Consider the following 19,191-nt stretch of genomic DNA (forward strand, 5'->3'; position numbering starts at 1 on the left):
CGCGTTGCTCAGCTTCGGTCGGGACGACCTTTTTCTTATGAGAATGCCCTGTCGTCATCGGAGGACGGAGCCGAAGGATACCTTCCTGGCGTCGGCGGTGGGGAGGAACATGAAGGCGGCCTCCATCGCCGTTCTGGAACCAGGAGAAACCACACGTGAAACCGTTGCAAGACAAGGTCGCGATCGTGACGGGGGTGTCGTCGCCCGTGGGGATCGGGGCTGCTATCGCCCGTCGCCTGGCGGGATCGGGCGCGCGGCTGCTGCTGGCGGCGGATGCGCCGCCCGATCCGATCGCGAAGGAGTGTGCCGGCCTGCTGGGCGATGCCAAGGCGATCGTTCCGCTGACGGCCGACCTTGCCGATCCAGCGGCGGTCGAGGCGATGGTGGCCGAAGCGGAGAAGCGATTTGGCCGCATCGACATGCTGGTCAACAACGCGGCCGTTCGCATCAATCGTCCGTTCGGCGCCTTCACCGCTGCCGAGTTCGACCAGGCCGTCGCGGTCAATCTGCGGGCGCCGTTCCTCGCCAGCCAGGCGGTGCTGCCGTCGATGCGTCGGCAGGGCGGCGGCCGCATCGTGCATGTCGCCAGCCAGCTCGGCTCCGTCGCCTACCAGACGCGCACGATCTACGGCATGACCAAGGCGGCGTTGATCCATCTCGCGAAGTCGATGGCGCTCGAGCTGGCGCCCCAGAACATCCAGGTCAACACCGTGTCGCCGGGGCCGGTGGCCACCCAACCCATCCTTGATCGTCAGGCCGACCAGCCCGAGGAGTCGGCGAGGCGCATGGCCTATGTGCCGATGGGCCGGTTTGGCCGTCCGGATGAAATCGGCGAAGTCGTTCATTGGCTCCTGACCACGGACGCGTCTTTCCTGACCGGTGCCGATCTCATCGTCGACGGTGGCTACACCATCCACTAGGGCATGGGCCCACTGGTCGGCCGTGTGATTGGGGTGAGGGAGTGTCATGGATCGTCCGGCATATCTGAAGAAGCTTGCTGCCTTCTGCAGCGATTCGTCGCTTGCGACGCTCCCTCCGCAGGTCATCGACCGTGCGCGATGGATCATCGCAGACAGCATCCCGGTCATCGCCGCCGGCATGCAGATGCCGGAAATGAAGGCGCTGATCGAGACTCATCTTGCAGGGCTGCCACCCGGCACGGCGTGGGTCTTCGGCGCAGGGCGCAGGGCCCTGCCGATCGATGCCGCGCTGCTCAACGGCACTGCCGGTACCTGGCTCGAGCTGGACGAGGGCAATCTCTTCGCCAAAGGGCATCCTGGCATCCAGGTCGTGCCGGCGGCGGTCGCCGCCGCTCAGGAGCGTCGAGCGAGCGGCGCAGACCTGCTGGTCGCCGTCGCCCTGGGATACGAAGTCTCATCGCGCATTCACCGCGCCGCCGAGGTCAAGCTCGCCGTGCATCCGCACGGCACCTACGGAGTGATCGGTGCGGCGCTCGCCGTCGGCAAGCTGATGGGCTTCGATGCGCGCAAGATGCTCGAGCTGATCAACGTGTCGGCCACGATGGGCATGACGACCAGCCGGCAGACGCTGCTCGATGGCGCGACCGTGCGAAACATCTATACGGGACATTCCGGCTACATGGGCACGATGGCGGCCCGGCTGGTGGCGTGCGGCTTTACCGGCGAGATCGACAGCGTCTCGGCGATCTACGGCAAGATCCTGTCGGATCGTTTCGATACCGCGCGCGTCGTGCGCGACCTGGGCGCCGAGTGGCTGATCACGAGAAGCTATTTCAAGCTTCATCCGACCGGGCGCTATGTCCATTCGGCGATCGATGCGCTCGAGGATCTCTTGGAGAAGGTGCCGGGCAGGCGGCTCGACCCGACGGCGATCACGCGCCTGGACGTGCGTGCCTACATGCTCGCCGCCATGCTCCAGGAGAAGAACGTGAAGACGAGCTTCGGCGCGCGCTTTTCCGTGCCCTTCGCCCTGGCGAGCATCGTCGTGCGCGGCCGCTCCGGGCTGGCGGGCTTCGACGACGCGGCCGTGGCCAATCCCGCGATCCAGAATCTCGCCCGGCGCGTCGAGCTGCAGGAGGATCCTTCGTTCACGGCGCGCTATCCGGCCGAGCAGCCGGTGTCGATCCGCGCCGTCATGCGCGACGGAAGCATCTTCGAAGGTCATTGTATCGTCACCAAGGGCGAGCCGACCCGCCCGCACACGGCCGCGGAGCTGCGCGGGAAATTCTTCGAGCTCGGGGAAGCCGTGTGGACGAGATCGGCGACGCAGGTGCTGTTCGACGGGCTGATGCAATTGGAGAAGATCGAGGACTTTCGCGCTTTCATGGACGGGTTGTCGTTGTGACGTTCATTCTCCTCCCCAGCAAAGCTGCGGAGGTGCCCCGTCATACGGGGCGGAGGGGTCATGGGCTCAAGATTCATGACCCTTCCATCGCCGTATGATGTCGACACCTCCCCAGCTTTGCTGGGGAGGGGAGCGAGCAGAACGTATAAGGTGCAGCCTCGCGCTTCGACTGGGGAGACAGCGGTGCCCAAGCAACTCCGATTTTCCGTCCTCGTGCTGCCGAACGTGCCGTGGCCCGAGCTGTTGCGGCGCTGCCGGCAGGTCGAGGAGCTTGGTTTCGATTCAGTCGGCCTCGCCGATCATCTCGTCGATTGGGCTGGTGGAAAGGGTCCCTGGTTCGAGCTGTGGTCGCAGCTTTCCGCCATTGCCCAGGCGACGACACGCATTCGACTGGCGACGCTGGTCGCCCAGATTCCTTTGCGCAACCCCGTCTTGTTTGCGCTGCAGGCGCTCACGGCGGATCACATTTCCGGCGGCCGGCTCGACGTCGGGCTCGGCACCGGGCTGGAAATCGACCCCTCGTATCGCATGATGGGCATCGAGAATTGGGATGCGAAGGAACGGGTTGCGCGCTTTGGCGAGTATGTCGAGGTCGTCGAACGGCTGCTGTCGCAGGAAGAGACGTCGTTTCAGGGCCGCTTCTACAAGGTCGATGCGGCAGCCCTGCGTCCCCGGCCCGTGCAGTCGCCGCGTCCGCCCATCATCATCGCGGCGATGGGGCCGGTCATGCTGGGCCACGCCGCGCGGCACGCCGACATCTGGAACAGCATCAGCTTCGCCAAGACCTTCGAGGCCCAGCTTGACGAGACGCGGCGTCGCGTGGCGGCAATCGACAAGCGGTGCGCCGCGGTCGGGCGTGACCCGGCGAGCCTGCGACGCTCCTATCTGATGTTCGATCCGACCGCCCGGTCGAGCGGCGGCACGATCAAATACTACGAGTCCGAGGAAACGTTCCGGCAGATGGTCGAGCAGGTGATCGCGCTCGGCATCTCCGAGGTGGGTTTCTACTATCCTATTCTCGAGCAGCAGACGCCGATGTTCGAGCGAATCGCGCGCAACGTGCTGCCAGGCTTGAGAGCGGCCTACAAGTGACGCCTCAGGCGCGCGTTGCCGGACTCCGTCGCGCGAGGCTCGCGTCCTTCCAGGCGAAGTAGCGCATGGCGATCGGCAGGAACCAGGGATTGCCGCGATAAAGCGGCAGCGTGGGAAACGCGGCCGATTCGAAAGCGCATGGCGCATCCGGCAGGCCGAGAATCCTCTGCGCGATCTTCAGCCCGAAGAACGAGCCCATCGGGACGCCGGCGAAGTTGTAGCCCATGCCGTACCAGATGCCGTCGTGGCAGCCGATATGCGGCATCATGTCGAAGGTCCCTGCGCATTGGCCTGTCCAGACATGGCTGAGCTTGACGTCGGCGAGATCGGGCAGGGCGCGCCTGAGACGACCATGCAGGAGGGCGGCGATGGCGGCGGGATCGTCCAGACCGTTGGCAGTGGCGCCGCCGAACAGCAGGCGCGGCGAATCGGGGGCCGGCCGGAAGAAATCGATGTCGAGATTGGAATCGATCACCGTGCGCCGGTGCGGCAGCTGCTTCTCCAGGAGCGCCGGCGGGAGCGGCTCGGTGGCCGCCATGTAGCCGACGAAGGGAATGACGCGGCGTGCATGCCAGGGAAGGCTCTTGGGCGTGTAGCCATTGGTGGCGATTACCACGTCCCGCGCGCGCATCTGTCCGACGGCGGTGGTCACGCGAAAGCGCGCGCCATGGCCGGCAGCCGCGGGCTCGACAGCGGTCACCGCGGACTCGCCGAAGAGCGCGACGCCGGCCGCCAACGCACGCGTCATCAGGCCGTGGTGATAGAGACCCGGATGCAGCGATCCGAGATCGGGAATGACCGCACCGCCATCGTAGAGGTCGCTGGCCATCTCCTCGCGCAGCCGGGCGCGTGACACCATCGAGAACGGCAATCCAAGGTCGGCCTGCATGCCGGTCAGCTCACGCTCCAGTACGGCATAGTGGGCGGGCGACGTCGCCGCGATCAGACGGCCGCAGCGCACGGCATGGCAGTCGATGCCTTCTTCCTCGATGAAGGCCAACGTGCTTTCGTAGGCGGTCGCGAGGTCGCGATAGATCGCGGTGGCGTATGCCGCGCCCTTTGCCGCTTTCAGGTCGATGTAGGCCTTCTTCAGGGTGCGGCCCAGGAATCCGGCATTGCGGCGCGACGCGCCGTAGCCTGGGCGTTCCTTGTCGAATACCGCAACGCTGCGTCCAGCCCGCGCCAGCGTGAGCGCGGCGCGCAATCCCGTGTAGCCCGATCCGACGATGACCACGTCGTACGCCTGTGCGAGCGTTCCGCCCGCGGCCGTGGTCAGCGGCGCCGCTTCCCACCAATAGGGCGTGTTGCTGAAATCGGAGATGAGCAGGTCCGTCATTTGTGCAAGCATCCGAGCGGATTTTCAGCCAGTTGTCGCATATCTGGCGGCAATGCGGTCGCGGTCCTGGCCATAGCCGGTGTGTTCGCGGCGAGCGACCTCTCCAGGGATGGTCATACCGCGGTCACCTTCGCCGAACCTGCCATCGACGCCACCGGGTCCCGCCTGACGCAGAGACCCGTTAGCGAGAAGGATTCGATGCGTCTTACTCCTTCCTCAGCGAGCCGATGCCGAGTGAGCTATCGGGCTGAGAGGGCGGCGACTCAGGGGCACCCGCATCTCCGGCGGCGCCCGCGGCAGACTGGGCAGCAGGAGATGCCGCGGCTTCGGCAACGACATCTTCCAGGAAGTTCGCCGTCGGCACGAAGAACAGCGTGCCGGTGACGGCGCGGCTGAAATCCAGCAGCCGGTCGTAGTTGCCTGGCGGCCGGCCGACGAACATGTTCTCGAGCATCTGTTCGGTCCGGCGCGGTGAGCGGGCATAGCCGCAGAAATAGGTGCCGAACTCGCCCTTGCCGACCTCGCCGAACGGCATGTTGGCGCGCACGATCTTCAGCTCCTCGCCGTTCTCTTCGATGATGGTCAGGGCATTGTGCGCCGAGGTCGGCTTCACGGCGTCGTCGAGCTCGATGTCGGAGAGCTTGGTCCGGCCGACCATCTTCTCCTGTTCCTCGACCGGTACCGCGTTCCACGCTTTCAGGTCGTGCAGGTACTTCTGCACGATGACGTAGCTGCCGCCGGCGAACGCCGCATCCTCGTCGCCGATCAGGGTGGCGTCGAGCGCCGCCTGGTCGACGGGATTCTCCGTGCCGTCGACGAAGCCCAGCAGGTCGCGGTCGTCGAAATACTGGAAGCCGTGCACTTCGTCGGCTGTCGAGACGGCGCCATTGAGCTTGACCATGATCTGTGCCGCCAGCTCGAAGCAGAGGTCCATGCGCATGGATCGGATATGGAAGAGGAGGTCGCCAGGCGTCGCGACGGCGTGATGCTGGCCGCGGATCTCGCGGAACGGGTGAAGCTCCTTGGGTCTCGGCGCCCCGAACAGCCGATCCCACGCATCCGAGCCGATCGCCATGATGCAGGACAGGCGCGAGTCGGGATCGCGGAAGCCGACCGAGCGCACCAAGCCGGCCAGATCGCCGCACAGGCCGCGGGCCGTGGCCTCGTGTTCCGTCCCGTCGTTGATGGTGACGACGAGGAAGATGGCAGCGCGCGTCAGCGACGCGGCGACCGGTTGGGAGATCGTGGACGGCAACGCGGCGCTCCATACGGCTGTGTTCGGTGGGCAGTCGATATTTTGCGTTGGTCCGGCGCCAAGGGCAAACCGATGTGCCAGGTGGTGGCAAATCGAGGCCCCACAGGAGCTGCCTGCAGGCTCAGGAGCCGACCCGCAGCGGCGAAACCTGGGGGCAAGCGATTTTCCGGGTCGTGCACCGCTGAAAGGTCGCTCGCGGCGCTCGGATGGCAGATTCGGCGCCATCCCGAGCGCAGCGAGGGACCCTTGCTCTGTTTCTTGCTTGTGGTGTCCCCCACACGTCCTATTGGACCGCGGGCGGGGCTGCAAGACAGCCGTCAGTTCGTGGCCTTCTTGGCGAGCGAGAGGACCATCTCGAGTGCTTCCTTGCCGGGCAAGCCCTTCTTTTCGGCGTCGGCTGCCCACTGATCCCACACGACCCGTCCCGCGGTGGAGATCAGCTTCTCGCGCATGTCGGGCATGACCTTGATGACCTCGAGCTTGCGCTTCTCGAACTGCGGAATCGACTTCTTGTCCGCCTCCTCGTAGGCCGCGATCTGAAGCCGGTAGGCTTCGGCCTTGGCCTCTTCCAGGATCTTCTTGTACTCGTCGGGCAGGGCTTTCCACGCCGTCTGGCTCAGCACCAGCGAGTTGTGGATGATGCCGAGCTGCATGCCGAGCGTGTACCACTTCGACACCTCGTGCAGCTTGTAGGCAGTGAAGCTGTAGGCGAAGGGGAAGGACGCCGCCTGGAACATGCCTCGTTCGAGTGCGGTATAGACTTCCGGCGCCGATACCGAGGTCGGGATCGCACCCAGGAGCTTCATGGCATCGCCCAGACCGCCGAGCGCACGCACGCGCATGCCCTTCCAGTCCTCGAGGTTGCGCGGCGGCTTGCCGGTGCCCATGAACTCGTATTGCGGCAGCAGGACTGTCATGAAGTGCCAAGCATTCCACTTGGCCAGCTCGTCGGCCACCGGTTTCCAGGCTTGGTAGGCGTCCTGGACCTTGTGCGAGGTGACCAGATCGGGAATGGGCAGGAAGGGCATGTCGAGCACGCCCTGCATCGGAGTCTTTGCCGGTGCGTACGAGAACGCAACGAAAGCGCCCTGGAAGGCCTCGACCTTCAGGCCGTCGAGCATGTCCTTCGCGTCGCCGAGTTGCTCGTTGTACTTCAGGTTGATGATGAAGTTGCCGCCGCTCTTCTCCTTGGCGACCTTGGCCAGGTGCTCCATGCACACGGTCACCGCGCGTGGCGGGCCGTACAGCGCCCAATTCCAGGTGACTTTGTCCGCCGCCTTGGCCGGAGCCGCGGCCAGCGCCGCGAACCCGAGACTACTCGACAGTAACGATCTACGCTTCATGACGATTTCCTCCCTTGTCAATCCGTGCTCTCGAGAATGAAAGTGACGATCTCGGGAAACGCGGTCAGCACACCCAGCGTGATGATGTCGGCGAAGATGAAGGGCCAGATGCCCTTGAAGATGTCGCGCACGGGGATGTCGGGTCGCACGCCGTTCACCACGAACACCACGAGGCCGACCGGCGGCGACAGCGAGGCGATGCCGGAGAGCTTGACCAGCACGATGCCGAACCAGATCGGGTCGTAACCCAGCGACATGATCACCGGGAAGACGACGGGCAGGGTGAGCAGGAACATGCCGATGCCCTCGAGCACCGTACCCAGGACGAAATACAGCAGGTAGATCGCCAGCAGGATGGCGAGCGGCGGCATGTCGAGGTCGGTCACCCAGCGCGACACCGCCTCCGGCATGCCCGAGAAGCCGAGGAAGCGCACGAAGATCAGCACGCCCCAGATCACCGTGAATATCATGACCGTGAGCTTGGCCGAATCGAGCAGGCACTGGCGCAGCTCGCCGCGATTGATGCCCTCCCTGAGGGCGAAACCGAACACGGCGAAGGCGCCGAGCGCGCCGGCCTCGGTCGGCGTCGCCCAGCCGAAATACATGCTGAGGAAGATGATCAGGATGACCAGGAAGATCGGCGTGGTCGCGGGCAGGGACTTGACGCGTTGCGGCCAGGTGTAGCCGGTGATGCGCGGGCCGAGCTCGGGCTGCCGCCAGCAGCGCCAAGTGACGATGAGGGCGTAGATCAGGGCCGACACGATGCCCGGCACGAAGCCCGCGACCAGCAGCTTGCCGATCGACTGCTCGGTGATGATGCCGTAGACCACCAGCAAGGTGCTGGGCGGGATCAGCGAATCGAGCGTGGCGCCGGCGGCGCAGACGCCCGCGGCCAGGCGCTTGTCGTACTTCGCGCGCAGCATCTCCGGGATCGCCACCTTGGCGAACACGGCCGCGGCGGCGCTGCTCGCACCGGATACCGCCGAGAAGCCGGCGACCGCGAAGATGGTGCCGGTGGCGAGGCCGCCCGGCAGCCAGCCGAACCAGCGGCGCGCCGCCTCGAAGGCGCTCTGGGTGATGCCGGCGTAGTAGGCGAGATAGCCGATCAGGATGAACATCGGCAGGACCGACAGCGTGTAGTTGGCGCCGGCGGTGTAGGGGGCGATGCCGGCGGTGCGAATCCCGGCATCCCAGCCGATCAGCCACACCAGGCCTGCGGTGCCGACCAGCGCCCCGGCGAAGGCGAAGCGCACGCCGGCGAAGCACAGCGCCAGCAGGGCGGCGACGCCAATGCCGCCGATGGTCAGGGGGTCGAACTCGATCATCGCGGCTGCTCCCGGCCGAGCGCATCGGCGATTTCATCCTGCACCTGGGTTTCCAGCGTGATCAGCTTGGGCACCGCGACCGGCTCGGCCTTCGGATGGGCGATCATGCGGACGTAGCCGCAGATCTGCAGCGCCAGGCGCAGCCACAGCATGGCGAGCGCCAGCGGTACCATCAGCTTGGCTGGCCAGGTCGGCAGGCGGATGTCCATGGTCGAATCGCCGATCTGCCAGGCCCGCAGGAAGTTGGTGAAACTGGCATAGACCAGCAGGGTGATGATGATCATCGCCATGACGACGCCGAACAGCTCGATCCGCCAGCGCGCCGCCGGCCGCCACGACATCGTCAGGTCCATGCCGATATGGCTGCCCAGGCGCTGGGCATAGGCGATGCCCAGGAAAGCGAACAACGACGACGCCTGCTCGATCCAGTCGATATAGCCGTAGATGGCGAAGTCGAAGAGGGTGCGGCCGATGATCTGGGCCACGCCGACGAACATCAGGAAGAAGATGGCGAGAGCGGCCACCAGGTTGCTGCCGTCCTCGAGGCGCGACAGTGCCGCATCGGCCCGCCGCAGGAATAGTGGAGATGATTGCGCAGGTCCGCCGACAGCCATTCAGCGCCGGCCCCGACCGGCGCCGCACGCGCGCGATCCCATCTGTCGTCCCTTCCCAGAGGCGGCGTGGGATCACTCGACCGGACCACCATCGATCCCGCTTCCAGGCAAACGTTACGCTGGCCCGCCCATGCCGATCAACCCCGTCGCTCGCGGGGAAGGCTGGATGCCTGATGATTCGTGCCAGTCTGGGTGAAGTGCGCGAGGCCCATCAAGGTGCCACGCCCGACGCATTTCGTTCGGATTCGAGCCCCAACCAACGTGGACGGAGGGCGGTGGTTTCGCGGCGGATTTGATCCAGAGACCTGCCCGTCTTGAGCGAACGCAAACACCGGACGGCAACCAATCGAGCGATGGCTGCTTCCTACAACGGACGCGGTCGCCAGGGCACAAATCCGCCCCGATCCGACCCATCGAAAGGAGGACCCTATGCGTGCAGGCGAAGTCATGACCAGAAATGTTGTTACCGTCCATCCGGACGCTCCCGTGCGCGAAGCGGCCTGCATGATGGATGATCTCAATGTCGGCGCGTTGCCGGTGTGCGACGGCAAGCGTCTGGTCGGCATCATTACTGATCGCGACATCACGGTGCGGGCCACGGCTGACGGCATGCGGCCCGACCTCACGCCGGTGCATGCGGTGATGACGGACGACGTGTGCTGGTGCTTCGAGGACGATTCCATCGAAGCGATCGAACAGGAAATGGGACGGCGGCAGATTCGCCGTCTGCCGGTGGTGGACGGCCGCAAGCGCCCTGCGGGCATGATTTCCCTCGGCGACTTGGCGAACGACCTGGCCGAGGGGACAGAAGATACCTTGCGATTGATCTCGTCGCCCGCCGAGCCCGATCGGGCGCGTCGCCGCCGTCAGGCGTCCAACCGGTATGGCTCGTGGCCAGACTACTACGGGCCCGATGCCGACTTGCCGCGCGGGTGATCAACCTCGGCGACTGGAGGATCGGCCGCTGCGGGCCTGGGGCGCCGGCGGCCCTCTCAGGCATACCGACGTATAGGTGCCGTTGACCGGATCGTCTGCTCCCGGAGCAAGCCGCAGAGTTGGCTCGTGGAGGGAGGAACACGATGTCCGCCAGTGGCGACAAGGTCGCAATCGTCGCCGGCAGCTCGCGCGTCCGCTCTCTGGTATGCTTGGCTTCCACACGCGCCGGAGAACAGGATGGCGAAGCCGGAAGAACCAGAAGAGGTGCGCGATCGACGCGGCCAGCTCACGCGACGCACTCTCGCCGTGCTTCCCGTCACGATCGGTGCCATGGCATCAGGGCAAGCCGAAGCGCAAGAGGGCTTGGCGGTCGAGAACGCCTCGCTTGCCGACGTCCAACTGGCGCTCGCAGACGGCAAGACCACCGCCGGCAGCCTCGCTCGCGCCTACATAGCCCGGATAGAGGGCTACGACCGCGCCGGCCCCGGTCTTGCCTCCGTCCGCCAAATCAATCCCGACGCCCTGTCGATCGCCGCCGGTCTCGATGCCGTCAAGCCGTCGGCGCGCCTGCCGCTCGCCGGCGTGCCGATCCTGGTCAAGGACAACATCGCCACCGGCGACAAGCAACACACGACAGCGGGTTCGCTCGCGCTCGAAGGCGCGCACGCCAAGGATGACGCCACGGTCATCAAGCAGCTGCGCGCGGCAGGGGCGGTGATCCTGGGCAAGGCGAACCTCACCGAGTTCGCCAACATCATCGCGATCGACATGCCGTCGGGCTACAGCTCGCTGGGCGGGCAGGTGAAGAACCCCTATTCGACGACGTTGCTCGACGATCGCGGCATTCCGGTCGTGCTGCCGGGCGGCTCGAGCTCGGGCTCCGCCGTCGCCGTCGCGGCTGGCCTCTGTGCTGCGGCGATCGGCACCGAGACGTCGGGCTCGCTGCTCAGTCCGGCGACGCAGAACGGCGTGGTTACCGTGAAGCCCACAGTCGGGCTGATCAGCCGTGCGGGCATCCTGCCGATCTCGCACAGCCAGGACACGGCCGGGCCGCTCACCCGCACCGTGCGCGACGCGGCGATCCTGCTGAATGTGCTGGCGGCCCGCGATCCGCTCGATCCCGCGACCGAGCCGCTGCAGCGGCCGGACGACTACACCAGGGACCTCGACAAGGATGGCCTGAAGGGCGCGCGGATTGGGGTGCCGAGCGATCCCGCCGATCCGCTGAACGACGTCTATTTCGGCCGGCTGCCCGCTCCTTCCAAAGCGGTGATGACGAAGGCGCTCGAGGTCCTGCAGGATTGCGGCGCCATCCTCGTGCGCGCCAGTATGCCCACGGCGGGCTGGATCGGCGGTCCCGGCACGACCATGGGCGTGCTCAACCGCAACCCGCTCAGCCGCGGCAAGGGCAGCGCGGCCATGCCGCCGATCGTCTTCCTCTATGAGCTCAAGCGCGACCTCAATCTCTACCTGCGCGACTGGGCGGTCGGCACCGACATGAAGACGATGGCCGACATCATCGCCTTCAACCAAGCCAATGCCGACAAGGCGCTGCGCTTCGGCCAGGATCTCTTCCTCGCCGCCGAGGCGACGCGCGGCGACTTGTCGGAGCTCGAGTACCGCTCGGCGCGCGCCATGGACCTGCTGTCCGCCAAGGAGCGCGGGCTCGACGCCTACATGAGCCAGCACGCGCTCGACGCCGTGGTGTTTCCTGCCAACGTGGGTGCCGCCATCGCCGCCAAGGCAGGCTATCCGAGCGTCTTGGTGCCGGCAGGCTTCATCAACCGCGTCGGCGACAAGGAGACGCCGAACTTTCCGCTCGGCCTCACCTTCGCCGGTCAGGCGTGGAGCGAGGCCAGGCTGCTGCGCCTGGCCTACGCCTACGAGCAGGCCTCGAACGCGCGGCGCATGCCAGCGGGCCTGCCGGCGCTGTAGTGCAGCAGTCGGGAGATCGGCCTTTTCCGGACCGCGAGCGTCTGGCTCGCTCACGGGCTTGCGCGAGCCAGACGCCCGCGGCCCGGAAGAGAATGGTCGATCCGCCTCAGGTCAGCTTGCGTCGACGCTCGAGTTCGGCCTCGGTCGGCTCGGCAAGCTGGAAGCTGCCGATCTTGACTGCGCCATCGGGCTTGTAGCTGGCCACGATCACGCCGGTCGGGTAGGCCTGCGATTTGAGCAGCTTCAGCGCCGACGGGGTTGCCCCGTCGCCGAACAGGCGCTTGCCCTTGCCGAGCATGACCGGGAACATCAGCACGCTGAACTCGTCAACCAGGTTTGCCTTCCAAAGTTCAACCCGGGATCTGCTTCACCACCTGCAGCGCGAAGGCGTAGGCGATCGCCACCTCGCTCAACCGGTCGAACCGGCCGGCGGCGCCGCCGTGGCCGGCGCCCATATTGGTGCGCAGAACGATCGGGCCGCCGCCGGTCATCGTGGCGCGCAGACGGGCGATCCATTTGGCCGGTTCCCAGTAGGTGACGCGCGGGTCGGTCAGCCCCGCCATCGCCAGGATGGCCGGATAGCGTTGCGCCGCGACATTGTCGTAGGGCGAGTAGGAGGCGATGTACCGGAACGCCGCTTCGTCGGTGATCGGATTGCCCCATTCCGGCCATTCGGGCGGCGTGAGCGGCAGCGTGTCGTCGAGCATGGTGTTCAGCACGTCGACGAACGGCACCTCGGCGATGATGCCGGCGAACAGCTCGGGAGCGCGATTGGCGATGGCGCCCATCAGCATGCCGCCGGCGCTGCCGCCGTGCGCCACGATGCGTCCGGCCGCGGTGTAGCGTTCGGCGATCAGGGTTCGCGCGACCGCTTCGAAATCGGCGAACGTGTTGGTCTTCTTCTCGCGCTTGCCGTCGAGGTACCAGCCCCAGCCCTTGTCGGCGCCGCCGCGGATGTGGGCGATGGCGTAGACGAAGCCGCGGTCGACCAGCGACAGGCGATTGGCGGCGAACGATGCCGGCATCGCCATGCCGTAGGAGCCGTAGCCGTAAAGCAGCAGCGGCGTCATCTCGCCGGGCGCGACGTCGCGCCGGTGCAGGATGGATACGGGCACCTCGGCCCCGTCGTGCGCTGTCGCCAGCAGGCGCCTCGTGACATAAGCGGCGGGATCGTGGCCCGACGGGATTGCCTGCCGCTTGCGCAGGATGCGCTGTCGGCTTGCCATCTCGTAGTCGTAGGTCTCGGCTGGCGTGGTCATCGAGGAGTAGGCGAAGCGCAGCCATGTGGTGTTGAACTCGTAGCCATCGATGATGTCGAGCGAGTAGGCCGCTTCGTCGAACTCTATCGAATGCTCGCTGCCGTCGGCGAGCCGGCGAATGACGATCGCCGGCAGCGCGTTGGCGCGCTCCAGCCGCACCAGGTATCCGGCGTAGAGCGCCACGCTCACGATGTAGACGCCCGGCCGATGGGGGATCAGCGGGCGCCAATGGCTGCGTTCGGGCGATGCGATCGGCGCCGTCGCGATGCGATAGTCGATGGCGTCGCCGTCGTTGGTGTGGATGAAAAGCTCGTCGCCGCGATCGTATACGCCGTAGCGAATGCCGGTCTCGCGCGCGGTCACCAGGCGCGGCACGGCGTCGGGCTGCGAGAGATCGATCAGCCAGTTCTCCGAGGTGTCGTGATCGCCGGTGGCGATGACGCAGTAGCGGCCGCTGGCACTTTCCTCGACCCGCGCGAACCAACCGACGTTCGGCTCTTCGTAGACAAGGACATCGTCTCTCTGCGCGCTGCCCAGGCGATGGCGGTAGACCTTCAGCGGCCGGTGATTCTCGTCGACCCCGACATAGTAGAAGAACGTTGAGTCGAGGCCCCAGACGACGCCGCCCGAGGTCTGCTCGAGGACATCGCCCAGATCCTCTCCGGTCTGCCAGCTGCGTACGCGCACCGTGTAGTACTCGGAGCCGCGGACGTCGGCGCTCCAGGCCTCGAGCCGGTGGTCCGGCGAATGCCGTGTGCCGCCGAACTTGAAGTAGGCCGAGCTGGTGGCGAGCGCGTCGCCGTCGAGCAGGGTGGTTGCGTCGCCACCGTCGCGCGGCGTGCGGCCGATCAGCGGATGCTGGCCGCCGTCGCGATAGCGCGACAGGTAGGCGAACGGTCCATCGGGCTGCGGCACGCTGGAATCGTCTTCCTTGATCCGCCCGCGCATCTCGGCAACTAGGATCTTCCGTAGCGCCTCGGTCGGCCGCAGCACCGCCTCAGCATAATGGTTCTCCGCCTCGAGGTAGGCGCGAATGGCAGGATCGAGCAGCGACGGATCACGCAGCACCTGCTGCCAGTTCGCATCCTTCAGCCAGGCATAGTCGTCGGCGAGCGCGATGCCATGGAACGTACGCACCAACGGGCGTTTGGGGGCGAGGGGCGGGGTTTGCAGAGAACTGTCCATGTCGTCGCCTCTATGGGAGCACGAGGTACTCAATTGCCTCGCCAAGAAAGGGGGAGGCCGTTGGGTGCGCGCGCCTCCAGTCACGCGTCTTCTTTGTGATCGACGATGCTCGCGCCACTGGAGTGGCGCGCCCTCGGCACAGCGTTCTTGTCGCCGCTACCTCTTCTGCAGCACCTCGAGCACCACCAGCGCCATGGCCTGGACGCCGGTGCGGATTGTGGGCCCGGGGACTGGAGCAAACTCGGGCGAGTGGTTGCCCGGCACCGGGATCCTCTTGGCGGCCGCCTCGGCCATTTGCCTGGGATCGAGGCCGCCGATGCCGAAATAGAAGGACGGCACGCCGGCCATGACGAACTCCGAATAGTCTTCGCTGGCCGAGCCGGGCTCGGGCATCAGCCGCGCCTTGTCGCCAAACGCCGCCTTCAGCGCCGCACCGCTGCGCTGCGTCAGCGCCGCGTCGTTGATCACCGCCTTGGCACTGCCGACCATCGTGATCTCCGGCTCGGCGGCGCCCGACATCATCGCCGTCGCCCTGGCGGTGCGCTCGACGCCCTGGATCAGCTTGGCGCGGGTCGGCTCATCGTAGGAGCGGATCGTGCCGCGCAAGGTCGCCGTGTCGGGAATGACGTTGCCGGCGTTGCCCGCCTGCACTGCGCCCACCGTGACGACCCCGAACCGGTTGGCATCCTTCTCGCGGCTGATCACGCTCTGCACCTCGACGATGAAGCGCGCCGCCATCATCACCGGGTCGATCGTGGTGTGCGGCCGCGCGCCGTGCCCGCCCTTGCCGGTGAAGGTGATCGAGAAGCTGTCGGCGGTCGAGTTGATGACGCCGGGCTTGTAGCTCACGTAGCCGAACGGACCCGGCCCGACGTGCAGGGCGAAGCCATAGTCCGGCTTTGGGAAACGCGTGAACAACCCGTCGGCCACCATCGCCTTGGCGCCGCCACCGCCTTCCTCGGCCGGCTGCCCGATGAACATCAGGGTGCCGTTCCACTGGTCCTTCATGTCCAGCAGCACCTTGGCGGCGGCGACCCATGCTGCCATGTGGATGTCATGGCCGCAGGCGTGCATGACCGGCGTCTCGGCGCCGCGCAGCAGTTGCTTGAACGTGCTGGCGTAGGGCAGGCCGGTCTTCTCGAGGAGCGGCAGCGCATCGAGCTCGGTGCGCACCATGACGGTCGGTCCCGGCCCGTTACGGTAGAGCGCCACGATGCCGGTCTTGGCGACGCCCTCGGTGACCTCGAAGCCCAGCGTCCGCATCTCGGCGGCGAGCCTCGCCGCCGTGCGCGTTTCCTGGAAACCGAGCTCGGGATGAGCGTGGATGTCCTTGTAGAGCGCCTCGATGTGCGGGTACTGCGCATCGAGGCTGCGCTCGATGGCCGCCTTGCTGGCTGCGAGATCAGCGGCATTTGCCCCTTGCCCCAGCCCAAGACAGGCGATGGCGAGCACCAGACGGGACCTGAGGGCGATCATGCGGCTCTCCGGCGCGTCTGGTTCAGGCGGTGGCGATGCGTTTGATGTTTTCGGTGAACCAGCGGGCGAGGCCGGTCACGCGGGCGTCCTCGTGCTGCTGGCCCATGACCTGCACGCCGACCGGCAGGCCGCCGACGCTCATCAGCGGCACCGTCACGACCGGCGCGAACAGCATCGAGGAGGGCGCATTGAACACGAAGTCGCCGGTCGGTCGTGGCGCCGGTGGCTGGCCCGGCACGTCGCCCGACCACAGCGGTGCCGGGCCGGGGCACGCGAGCGTGATCGCGCCGTCGGCCAGCGAGGCCACGGCGGCATGCGCGAGCTGCGCCTGCTGGCGGGCCAGCAGGTTGGCGCGGTAGTCGTCGGGCGTCATCGCCTCGGCCCTGAGCACGGTCGCTTTGGCGCGGGCGCTCAAGCCGTCGGGCGCGGCGTCCAGCATGCCGCGCTGGTACCAGCGGTTCTCCCAGCTGGTGATGCCGTTGCAGACGGCGCGGCTGCTGGCGATCGTCCGCTCCAGCGCCTCGACGAACGGGTGATCGGCGCGGCGGATCAGGCTGACGCCGGCTGCCTCGAGTGCACGAAGGAGCTGGGCGAAGCCGGTCTTGGTGGCTGCATCGAGGTCGGGCCAACCTTCGGTCTCCAGCACGATCAGCCGGTCGGGCTTGTGCGCGGCGGGAAGCGTATCGGGACCCATCAGTCCCAATGCGCCGCGATCGCCGCCGCAGCGCTTGGCCATCTCGATGGCGGAATGCCACATGTCCTCGAGCGAGTTGGCGTGCGGGCCGTGCGTGCTCTGGCTGGTGGCGAGCCGCTCGCCGCGGTTGATGCCGCCCTGCGTCGGCTTGAGCGCGAAGTTGCCGCAATAGGCGGCCGGCCGGATGATCGACCCGCCGACCTGCGTGCCGATCGCCATCGGCACCATATTGGCGCCGACAGCGGCCGCCGACCCGGACGACGAACCGCCCGGCGTGCGCGCCGGATCGAACGGGTTGGTGGTCGGCCCGGGATGCGAGCCGCCGAGCTCGGCCGTCACGGTCTTGGCGAGGATCACAGCGCCCGCCTGTCGGAGCGCCCACACGCCGGCATTGTCGCGCTTGGGGAAGTTCCCCTTCATCGCCGCGCAGCCCATCTCGGTGGGCATGTCCCTGGTCTCGAGCAGATCCTTGATGCCGACCGGCATGCCGTCGATCGACGACAGGGGCTTGCCGGCCTTCCAGCGAGCGGTGCTGGCGTCGGCGGCGGCGCGGGCACCCGGCTCGTTGATGGCGGTGAGCGCCTTCACCACCGGCTCGCGCGCCGCGATGGTCTCGAGACAGCGCTCCAGGTAGGCGCGCGGATTGTCGTTGCCGTCGGTGAAGCGACGCGCAGCGTCATGGAAGGTGAGGGGCTTGTACTCGGAGTATGGGGTCATGGCAGGCAGCCTAGCACGCGGCCCTTGTTCGCTCTCCGCGATTGCAGGGACAGAAAAATGTTGATCGTTGCTCCTGTTCAAGCAGGGATTATTGGACTATTGAATGGTCCAAAAGAGAATGCGAGGAGGCCGTGCGAATCTCCGTAAGCGAGGCCAAAGCCCAATTGACCGAATTGGTTCGCCGGGCCGAAGCCGGCGATGAGGTCATTTTGACCCGACATGGGCAGGCCGCTGTGCGCTTGGTTCCGATAAAGACGGCTGTGGATGGAGAGTCTCGCAAAACGTTGCTCGAAGCGGCGCGAGCCTCCGGCCGTGCCAAGGCCACCGTTGGACCATCGGCGGCGCGCAGCCAGGATTTTCTCTACGGCGATGACGGACTGCCCGGATGATAGCCGTCGATACGTCGGCCCTGATGGCAATCGTGCTGGACGAACCCCAAGCGGGCGCCTGCATTGCGGCGCTCGCGTCCGAGAGTGAGATCCTGATTTCCGCGGGGACGGTAGCCGAGGCGCTGATCGTCGCGCGACGGCGCAATGTCGGCGCGGAAATGACGGGGCTAATCAACGGCCTCGGCCTGGAGGTCGTCACGATCACGGCCGCAGCGGCGGGGCGTATCGCCGAGGCCTACGAACGTTGGGGCAAGGAGCTGAGTCCGGCGGCACTCAACCTCGGCGATTGCTTTGCCTACGCGGTGGCAAAGGAACACGATTGCCGCCTCCTTTTCATCGGCAATGGCTTTTCGAGGACGGATATCGGCAGCGTTCTTTGAAAGCGAGATCACCTCCGAGAAGCGGAAAGGACGGATCGGATGGGCAGGCGACCGATGCCAGGGTTCAGGACAGATCAGGGCAGGAAGGAGGCTTGTCGCGCGGGTGCGAGGTCCTGCGTTCGGCTCGGGCCGCGATGATGGGACTTGCCGGGCGTGCAGGCGCGGAGCACGGAACAGGTAAGGAGGCGTTGGAAAGGTGCACCTGCAAGCGGACCAAGTGCAGCTGTGGCTGATCGATCTCGACCAGGCGCCAGAACCGTTCGACGCGCTGCTGCAGGATGACGAACGCGAGCGCGCCGCACGGTTCATCCGGCGCCAGCACCAGGATCGGTTTCGCGTCGGGCGCGGGGCGTTGCGGGCCGTGCTCGGGGGCTACCTGGGGCAGGAGGCGCGCTTTGTGCGCTTCGCCTATGGCGCCCATGGCAAGCCAGCCTTGGCCGAAGGCACAGACCTGCGCTTCAACCTGTCGCATTCGGATCGATGGGCGATGCTGGGTGTCGTGCGCGGGGTGGACATCGGCGTCGATATCGAGGCGATCCGCGATCTGGCGGACCTCGACGCGGTCGCCCGCAGGACCTTCACCGCGCGGGAGAACAGAGAGCTCGACGCCCTTCCTGCCGGCTTCCGCACGCGGGGCTTCTATGCCTGCTGGACCCGCAAGGAAGCGATGGTCAAGGCGGCTGGCGTCGGCTTGGCGTTCGAGCTCGACTGGTGCGAGGTCGCGGTCGATCCGACGATGGATTGCCTGGACGTCAAGGTCGGCGGATCGTCGCAGATTGCCGGCCAGTATCGCCTCTGGTGCCTGGAGCCGGTCGCCGGTTTGCCGGCGGCCGTGGCGATCAGGTCGAACCCGGCGGAATCGGGGTCATCCAGCCTTCGCCTGTGCAGCCGCATCTTCCGCGTCGCGTTCTGACATGGGGCTATTTCCGT

The 19,191-nt window shown here is 66.6% G+C and carries 16 protein-coding genes and 1 pseudogene; 8 read left to right on the forward strand and 9 right to left on the reverse strand.

Translation table 11 applies throughout. The annotated features are described in order from the left end of the window. The first annotated feature begins 155 nt into the window (after positions 1-155). From ACILR9_RS09385 to ACILR9_RS09395, 3 genes are all read left to right on the forward strand, one after another. A complete protein-coding gene (locus ACILR9_RS09385; RefSeq protein WP_395709646.1) occupies positions 156-920 on the forward strand; it encodes an SDR family NAD(P)-dependent oxidoreductase in 765 nt (254 codons plus the stop codon). A 46-nt stretch (positions 921-966) separates the two neighbouring features. Continuing rightward, positions 967-2,325: an MmgE/PrpD family protein gene (locus ACILR9_RS09390; protein WP_395709647.1), complete on the forward strand. Its 1,359-nt coding sequence runs from the start codon at positions 967-969 to the stop codon at positions 2,323-2,325. Positions 2,326-2,508: 183 nt separating this feature from the next. Next, complete coding sequence (locus ACILR9_RS09395) at positions 2,509-3,417, forward strand: LLM class flavin-dependent oxidoreductase (RefSeq protein ID WP_395709648.1); 909 nt, start codon at positions 2,509-2,511, stop codon at positions 3,415-3,417. Positions 3,418-3,421: 4 nt separating this feature from the next. On the opposite strand, the gene ACILR9_RS09400 is transcribed toward ACILR9_RS09395, so the two are convergent. From ACILR9_RS09400 to ACILR9_RS09420, 5 genes are all read right to left on the reverse strand, one after another. Beyond that, complete coding sequence (locus ACILR9_RS09400) at positions 3,422-4,753, reverse strand: NAD(P)/FAD-dependent oxidoreductase (RefSeq protein WP_395709649.1); 1,332 nt, start codon at positions 4,751-4,753, stop codon at positions 3,422-3,424. A 205-nt stretch (positions 4,754-4,958) separates the two neighbouring features. Beyond that, positions 4,959-6,008, reverse strand: a complete 1,050-nt coding sequence (locus tag ACILR9_RS09405) for a Dyp-type peroxidase (RefSeq protein WP_395709650.1) — start codon at positions 6,006-6,008, stop codon at positions 4,959-4,961. A gap of 317 nt (positions 6,009-6,325) precedes the next feature. Further along, on the reverse strand, positions 6,326-7,351 hold the full coding sequence (dctP, locus tag ACILR9_RS09410; RefSeq protein ID WP_395709651.1) for a TRAP transporter substrate-binding protein DctP: 1,026 nt from the start codon (positions 7,349-7,351) through the stop codon (positions 6,326-6,328). Between the two features lie 17 nt (positions 7,352-7,368). Then, on the reverse strand, positions 7,369-8,676 hold the full coding sequence (locus ACILR9_RS09415; protein ID WP_395709652.1) for a TRAP transporter large permease: 1,308 nt from the start codon (positions 8,674-8,676) through the stop codon (positions 7,369-7,371). Further along, entirely contained in the window at positions 8,673-9,290 is a 618-nt protein-coding gene (locus ACILR9_RS09420) for a TRAP transporter small permease subunit (protein ID WP_395709653.1), read from the reverse strand. Before ACILR9_RS09420 ends, ACILR9_RS09415 begins: the two co-directional genes overlap by 4 nt. A gap of 429 nt (positions 9,291-9,719) precedes the next feature. Here ACILR9_RS09420 and ACILR9_RS09425 point away from each other — a divergent pair, with 429 nt between their 5' ends. Continuing rightward, on the forward strand, positions 9,720-10,226 hold the full coding sequence (locus tag ACILR9_RS09425; protein ID WP_395709654.1) for a CBS domain-containing protein: 507 nt from the start codon (positions 9,720-9,722) through the stop codon (positions 10,224-10,226). A 237-nt stretch (positions 10,227-10,463) separates the two neighbouring features. Then, on the forward strand, positions 10,464-12,161 hold the full coding sequence (locus ACILR9_RS09430) for an amidase family protein (protein ID WP_395709655.1): 1,698 nt from the start codon (positions 10,464-10,466) through the stop codon (positions 12,159-12,161). Between the two features lie 106 nt (positions 12,162-12,267). Here the strand turns inward: ACILR9_RS09430 and ACILR9_RS09435 are convergent. The 4 genes and pseudogenes from ACILR9_RS09435 to ACILR9_RS09450 form a co-directional block, all read right to left on the reverse strand. After that, positions 12,268-12,501 (reverse strand): annotated as a pseudogene (locus ACILR9_RS09435) (dihydrofolate reductase family protein); the annotation flags it as partial. Between the two features lie 10 nt (positions 12,502-12,511). After that, positions 12,512-14,605 carry a S9 family peptidase gene (locus ACILR9_RS09440; RefSeq protein ID WP_395709656.1) on the reverse strand — a complete coding sequence of 698 codons (2,094 nt, stop codon included), beginning with the start codon at positions 14,603-14,605 and terminating at the stop codon, positions 12,512-12,514. 156 nt (positions 14,606-14,761) lie between these two features. Then, positions 14,762-16,081, reverse strand: coding sequence for an amidohydrolase (locus ACILR9_RS09445; RefSeq protein ID WP_395709657.1), 1,320 nt, complete (start codon positions 16,079-16,081; stop codon positions 14,762-14,764). 22 nt (positions 16,082-16,103) lie between these two features. After that, positions 16,104-17,492, reverse strand: a complete 1,389-nt coding sequence (locus tag ACILR9_RS09450; RefSeq protein ID WP_395709658.1) for an amidase — start codon at positions 17,490-17,492, stop codon at positions 16,104-16,106. Positions 17,493-17,623: 131 nt separating this feature from the next. Here ACILR9_RS09450 and ACILR9_RS09455 point away from each other — a divergent pair, with 131 nt between their 5' ends. The 3 genes from ACILR9_RS09455 (at position 17,624) to ACILR9_RS09465 (ending at position 19,174) form a co-directional block, all read left to right on the forward strand. Continuing rightward, positions 17,624-17,881, forward strand: coding sequence for a type II toxin-antitoxin system Phd/YefM family antitoxin (locus tag ACILR9_RS09455; protein ID WP_395709659.1), 258 nt, complete (start codon positions 17,624-17,626; stop codon positions 17,879-17,881). Then, entirely contained in the window at positions 17,878-18,261 is a 384-nt protein-coding gene (locus ACILR9_RS09460) for a type II toxin-antitoxin system VapC family toxin (RefSeq protein WP_395709660.1), read from the forward strand. Before ACILR9_RS09455 ends, ACILR9_RS09460 begins: the two co-directional genes overlap by 4 nt. A 196-nt stretch (positions 18,262-18,457) precedes the next feature. Next, a complete protein-coding gene (locus ACILR9_RS09465) occupies positions 18,458-19,174 on the forward strand; it encodes a 4'-phosphopantetheinyl transferase family protein (RefSeq protein WP_395709661.1) in 717 nt (238 codons plus the stop codon). Positions 19,175-19,191 lie beyond the last annotated feature (17 nt).

The sequence above is a fragment of the Reyranella sp. genome, from assembly GCF_044224635.1.
In the GTDB taxonomy this organism is placed as follows: Bacteria; Pseudomonadota; Alphaproteobacteria; order Reyranellales; family Reyranellaceae; genus Reyranella.

Bases quoted from the DNA above. Each gene is read 5' to 3' on its own strand.
- ACILR9_RS09445 (WP_395709657.1), bottom strand. From the start codon at position 16,081: ATGATCGCCCTCAGGTCCCGTCTGGTGCTCGCCATCGCCTGTCTTGGG.
- ACILR9_RS09460 (WP_395709660.1), top strand. From the start codon at position 17,878: ATGATAGCCGTCGATACGTCGGCCCTGATGGCAATCGTGCTGGACGAA.
- ACILR9_RS09430 (WP_395709655.1), top strand. From the start codon at position 10,464: ATGGCGAAGCCGGAAGAACCAGAAGAGGTGCGCGATCGACGCGGCCAG.
- dctP (WP_395709651.1), bottom strand. From the start codon at position 7,351: ATGAAGCGTAGATCGTTACTGTCGAGTAGTCTCGGGTTCGCGGCGCTG.
- ACILR9_RS09390 (WP_395709647.1), top strand. From the start codon at position 967: ATGGATCGTCCGGCATATCTGAAGAAGCTTGCTGCCTTCTGCAGCGAT.
- ACILR9_RS09415 (WP_395709652.1), bottom strand. From the start codon at position 8,676: ATGATCGAGTTCGACCCCCTGACCATCGGCGGCATTGGCGTCGCCGCC.
- ACILR9_RS09440 (WP_395709656.1), bottom strand. From the start codon at position 14,605: ATGGACAGTTCTCTGCAAACCCCGCCCCTCGCCCCCAAACGCCCGTTG.
- ACILR9_RS09400 (WP_395709649.1), bottom strand. From the start codon at position 4,753: ATGACGGACCTGCTCATCTCCGATTTCAGCAACACGCCCTATTGGTGG.
- ACILR9_RS09425 (WP_395709654.1), top strand. From the start codon at position 9,720: ATGCGTGCAGGCGAAGTCATGACCAGAAATGTTGTTACCGTCCATCCG.
- ACILR9_RS09420 (WP_395709653.1), bottom strand. From the start codon at position 9,290: ATGGCTGTCGGCGGACCTGCGCAATCATCTCCACTATTCCTGCGGCGG.
- ACILR9_RS09450 (WP_395709658.1), bottom strand. From the start codon at position 17,492: ATGACCCCATACTCCGAGTACAAGCCCCTCACCTTCCATGACGCTGCG.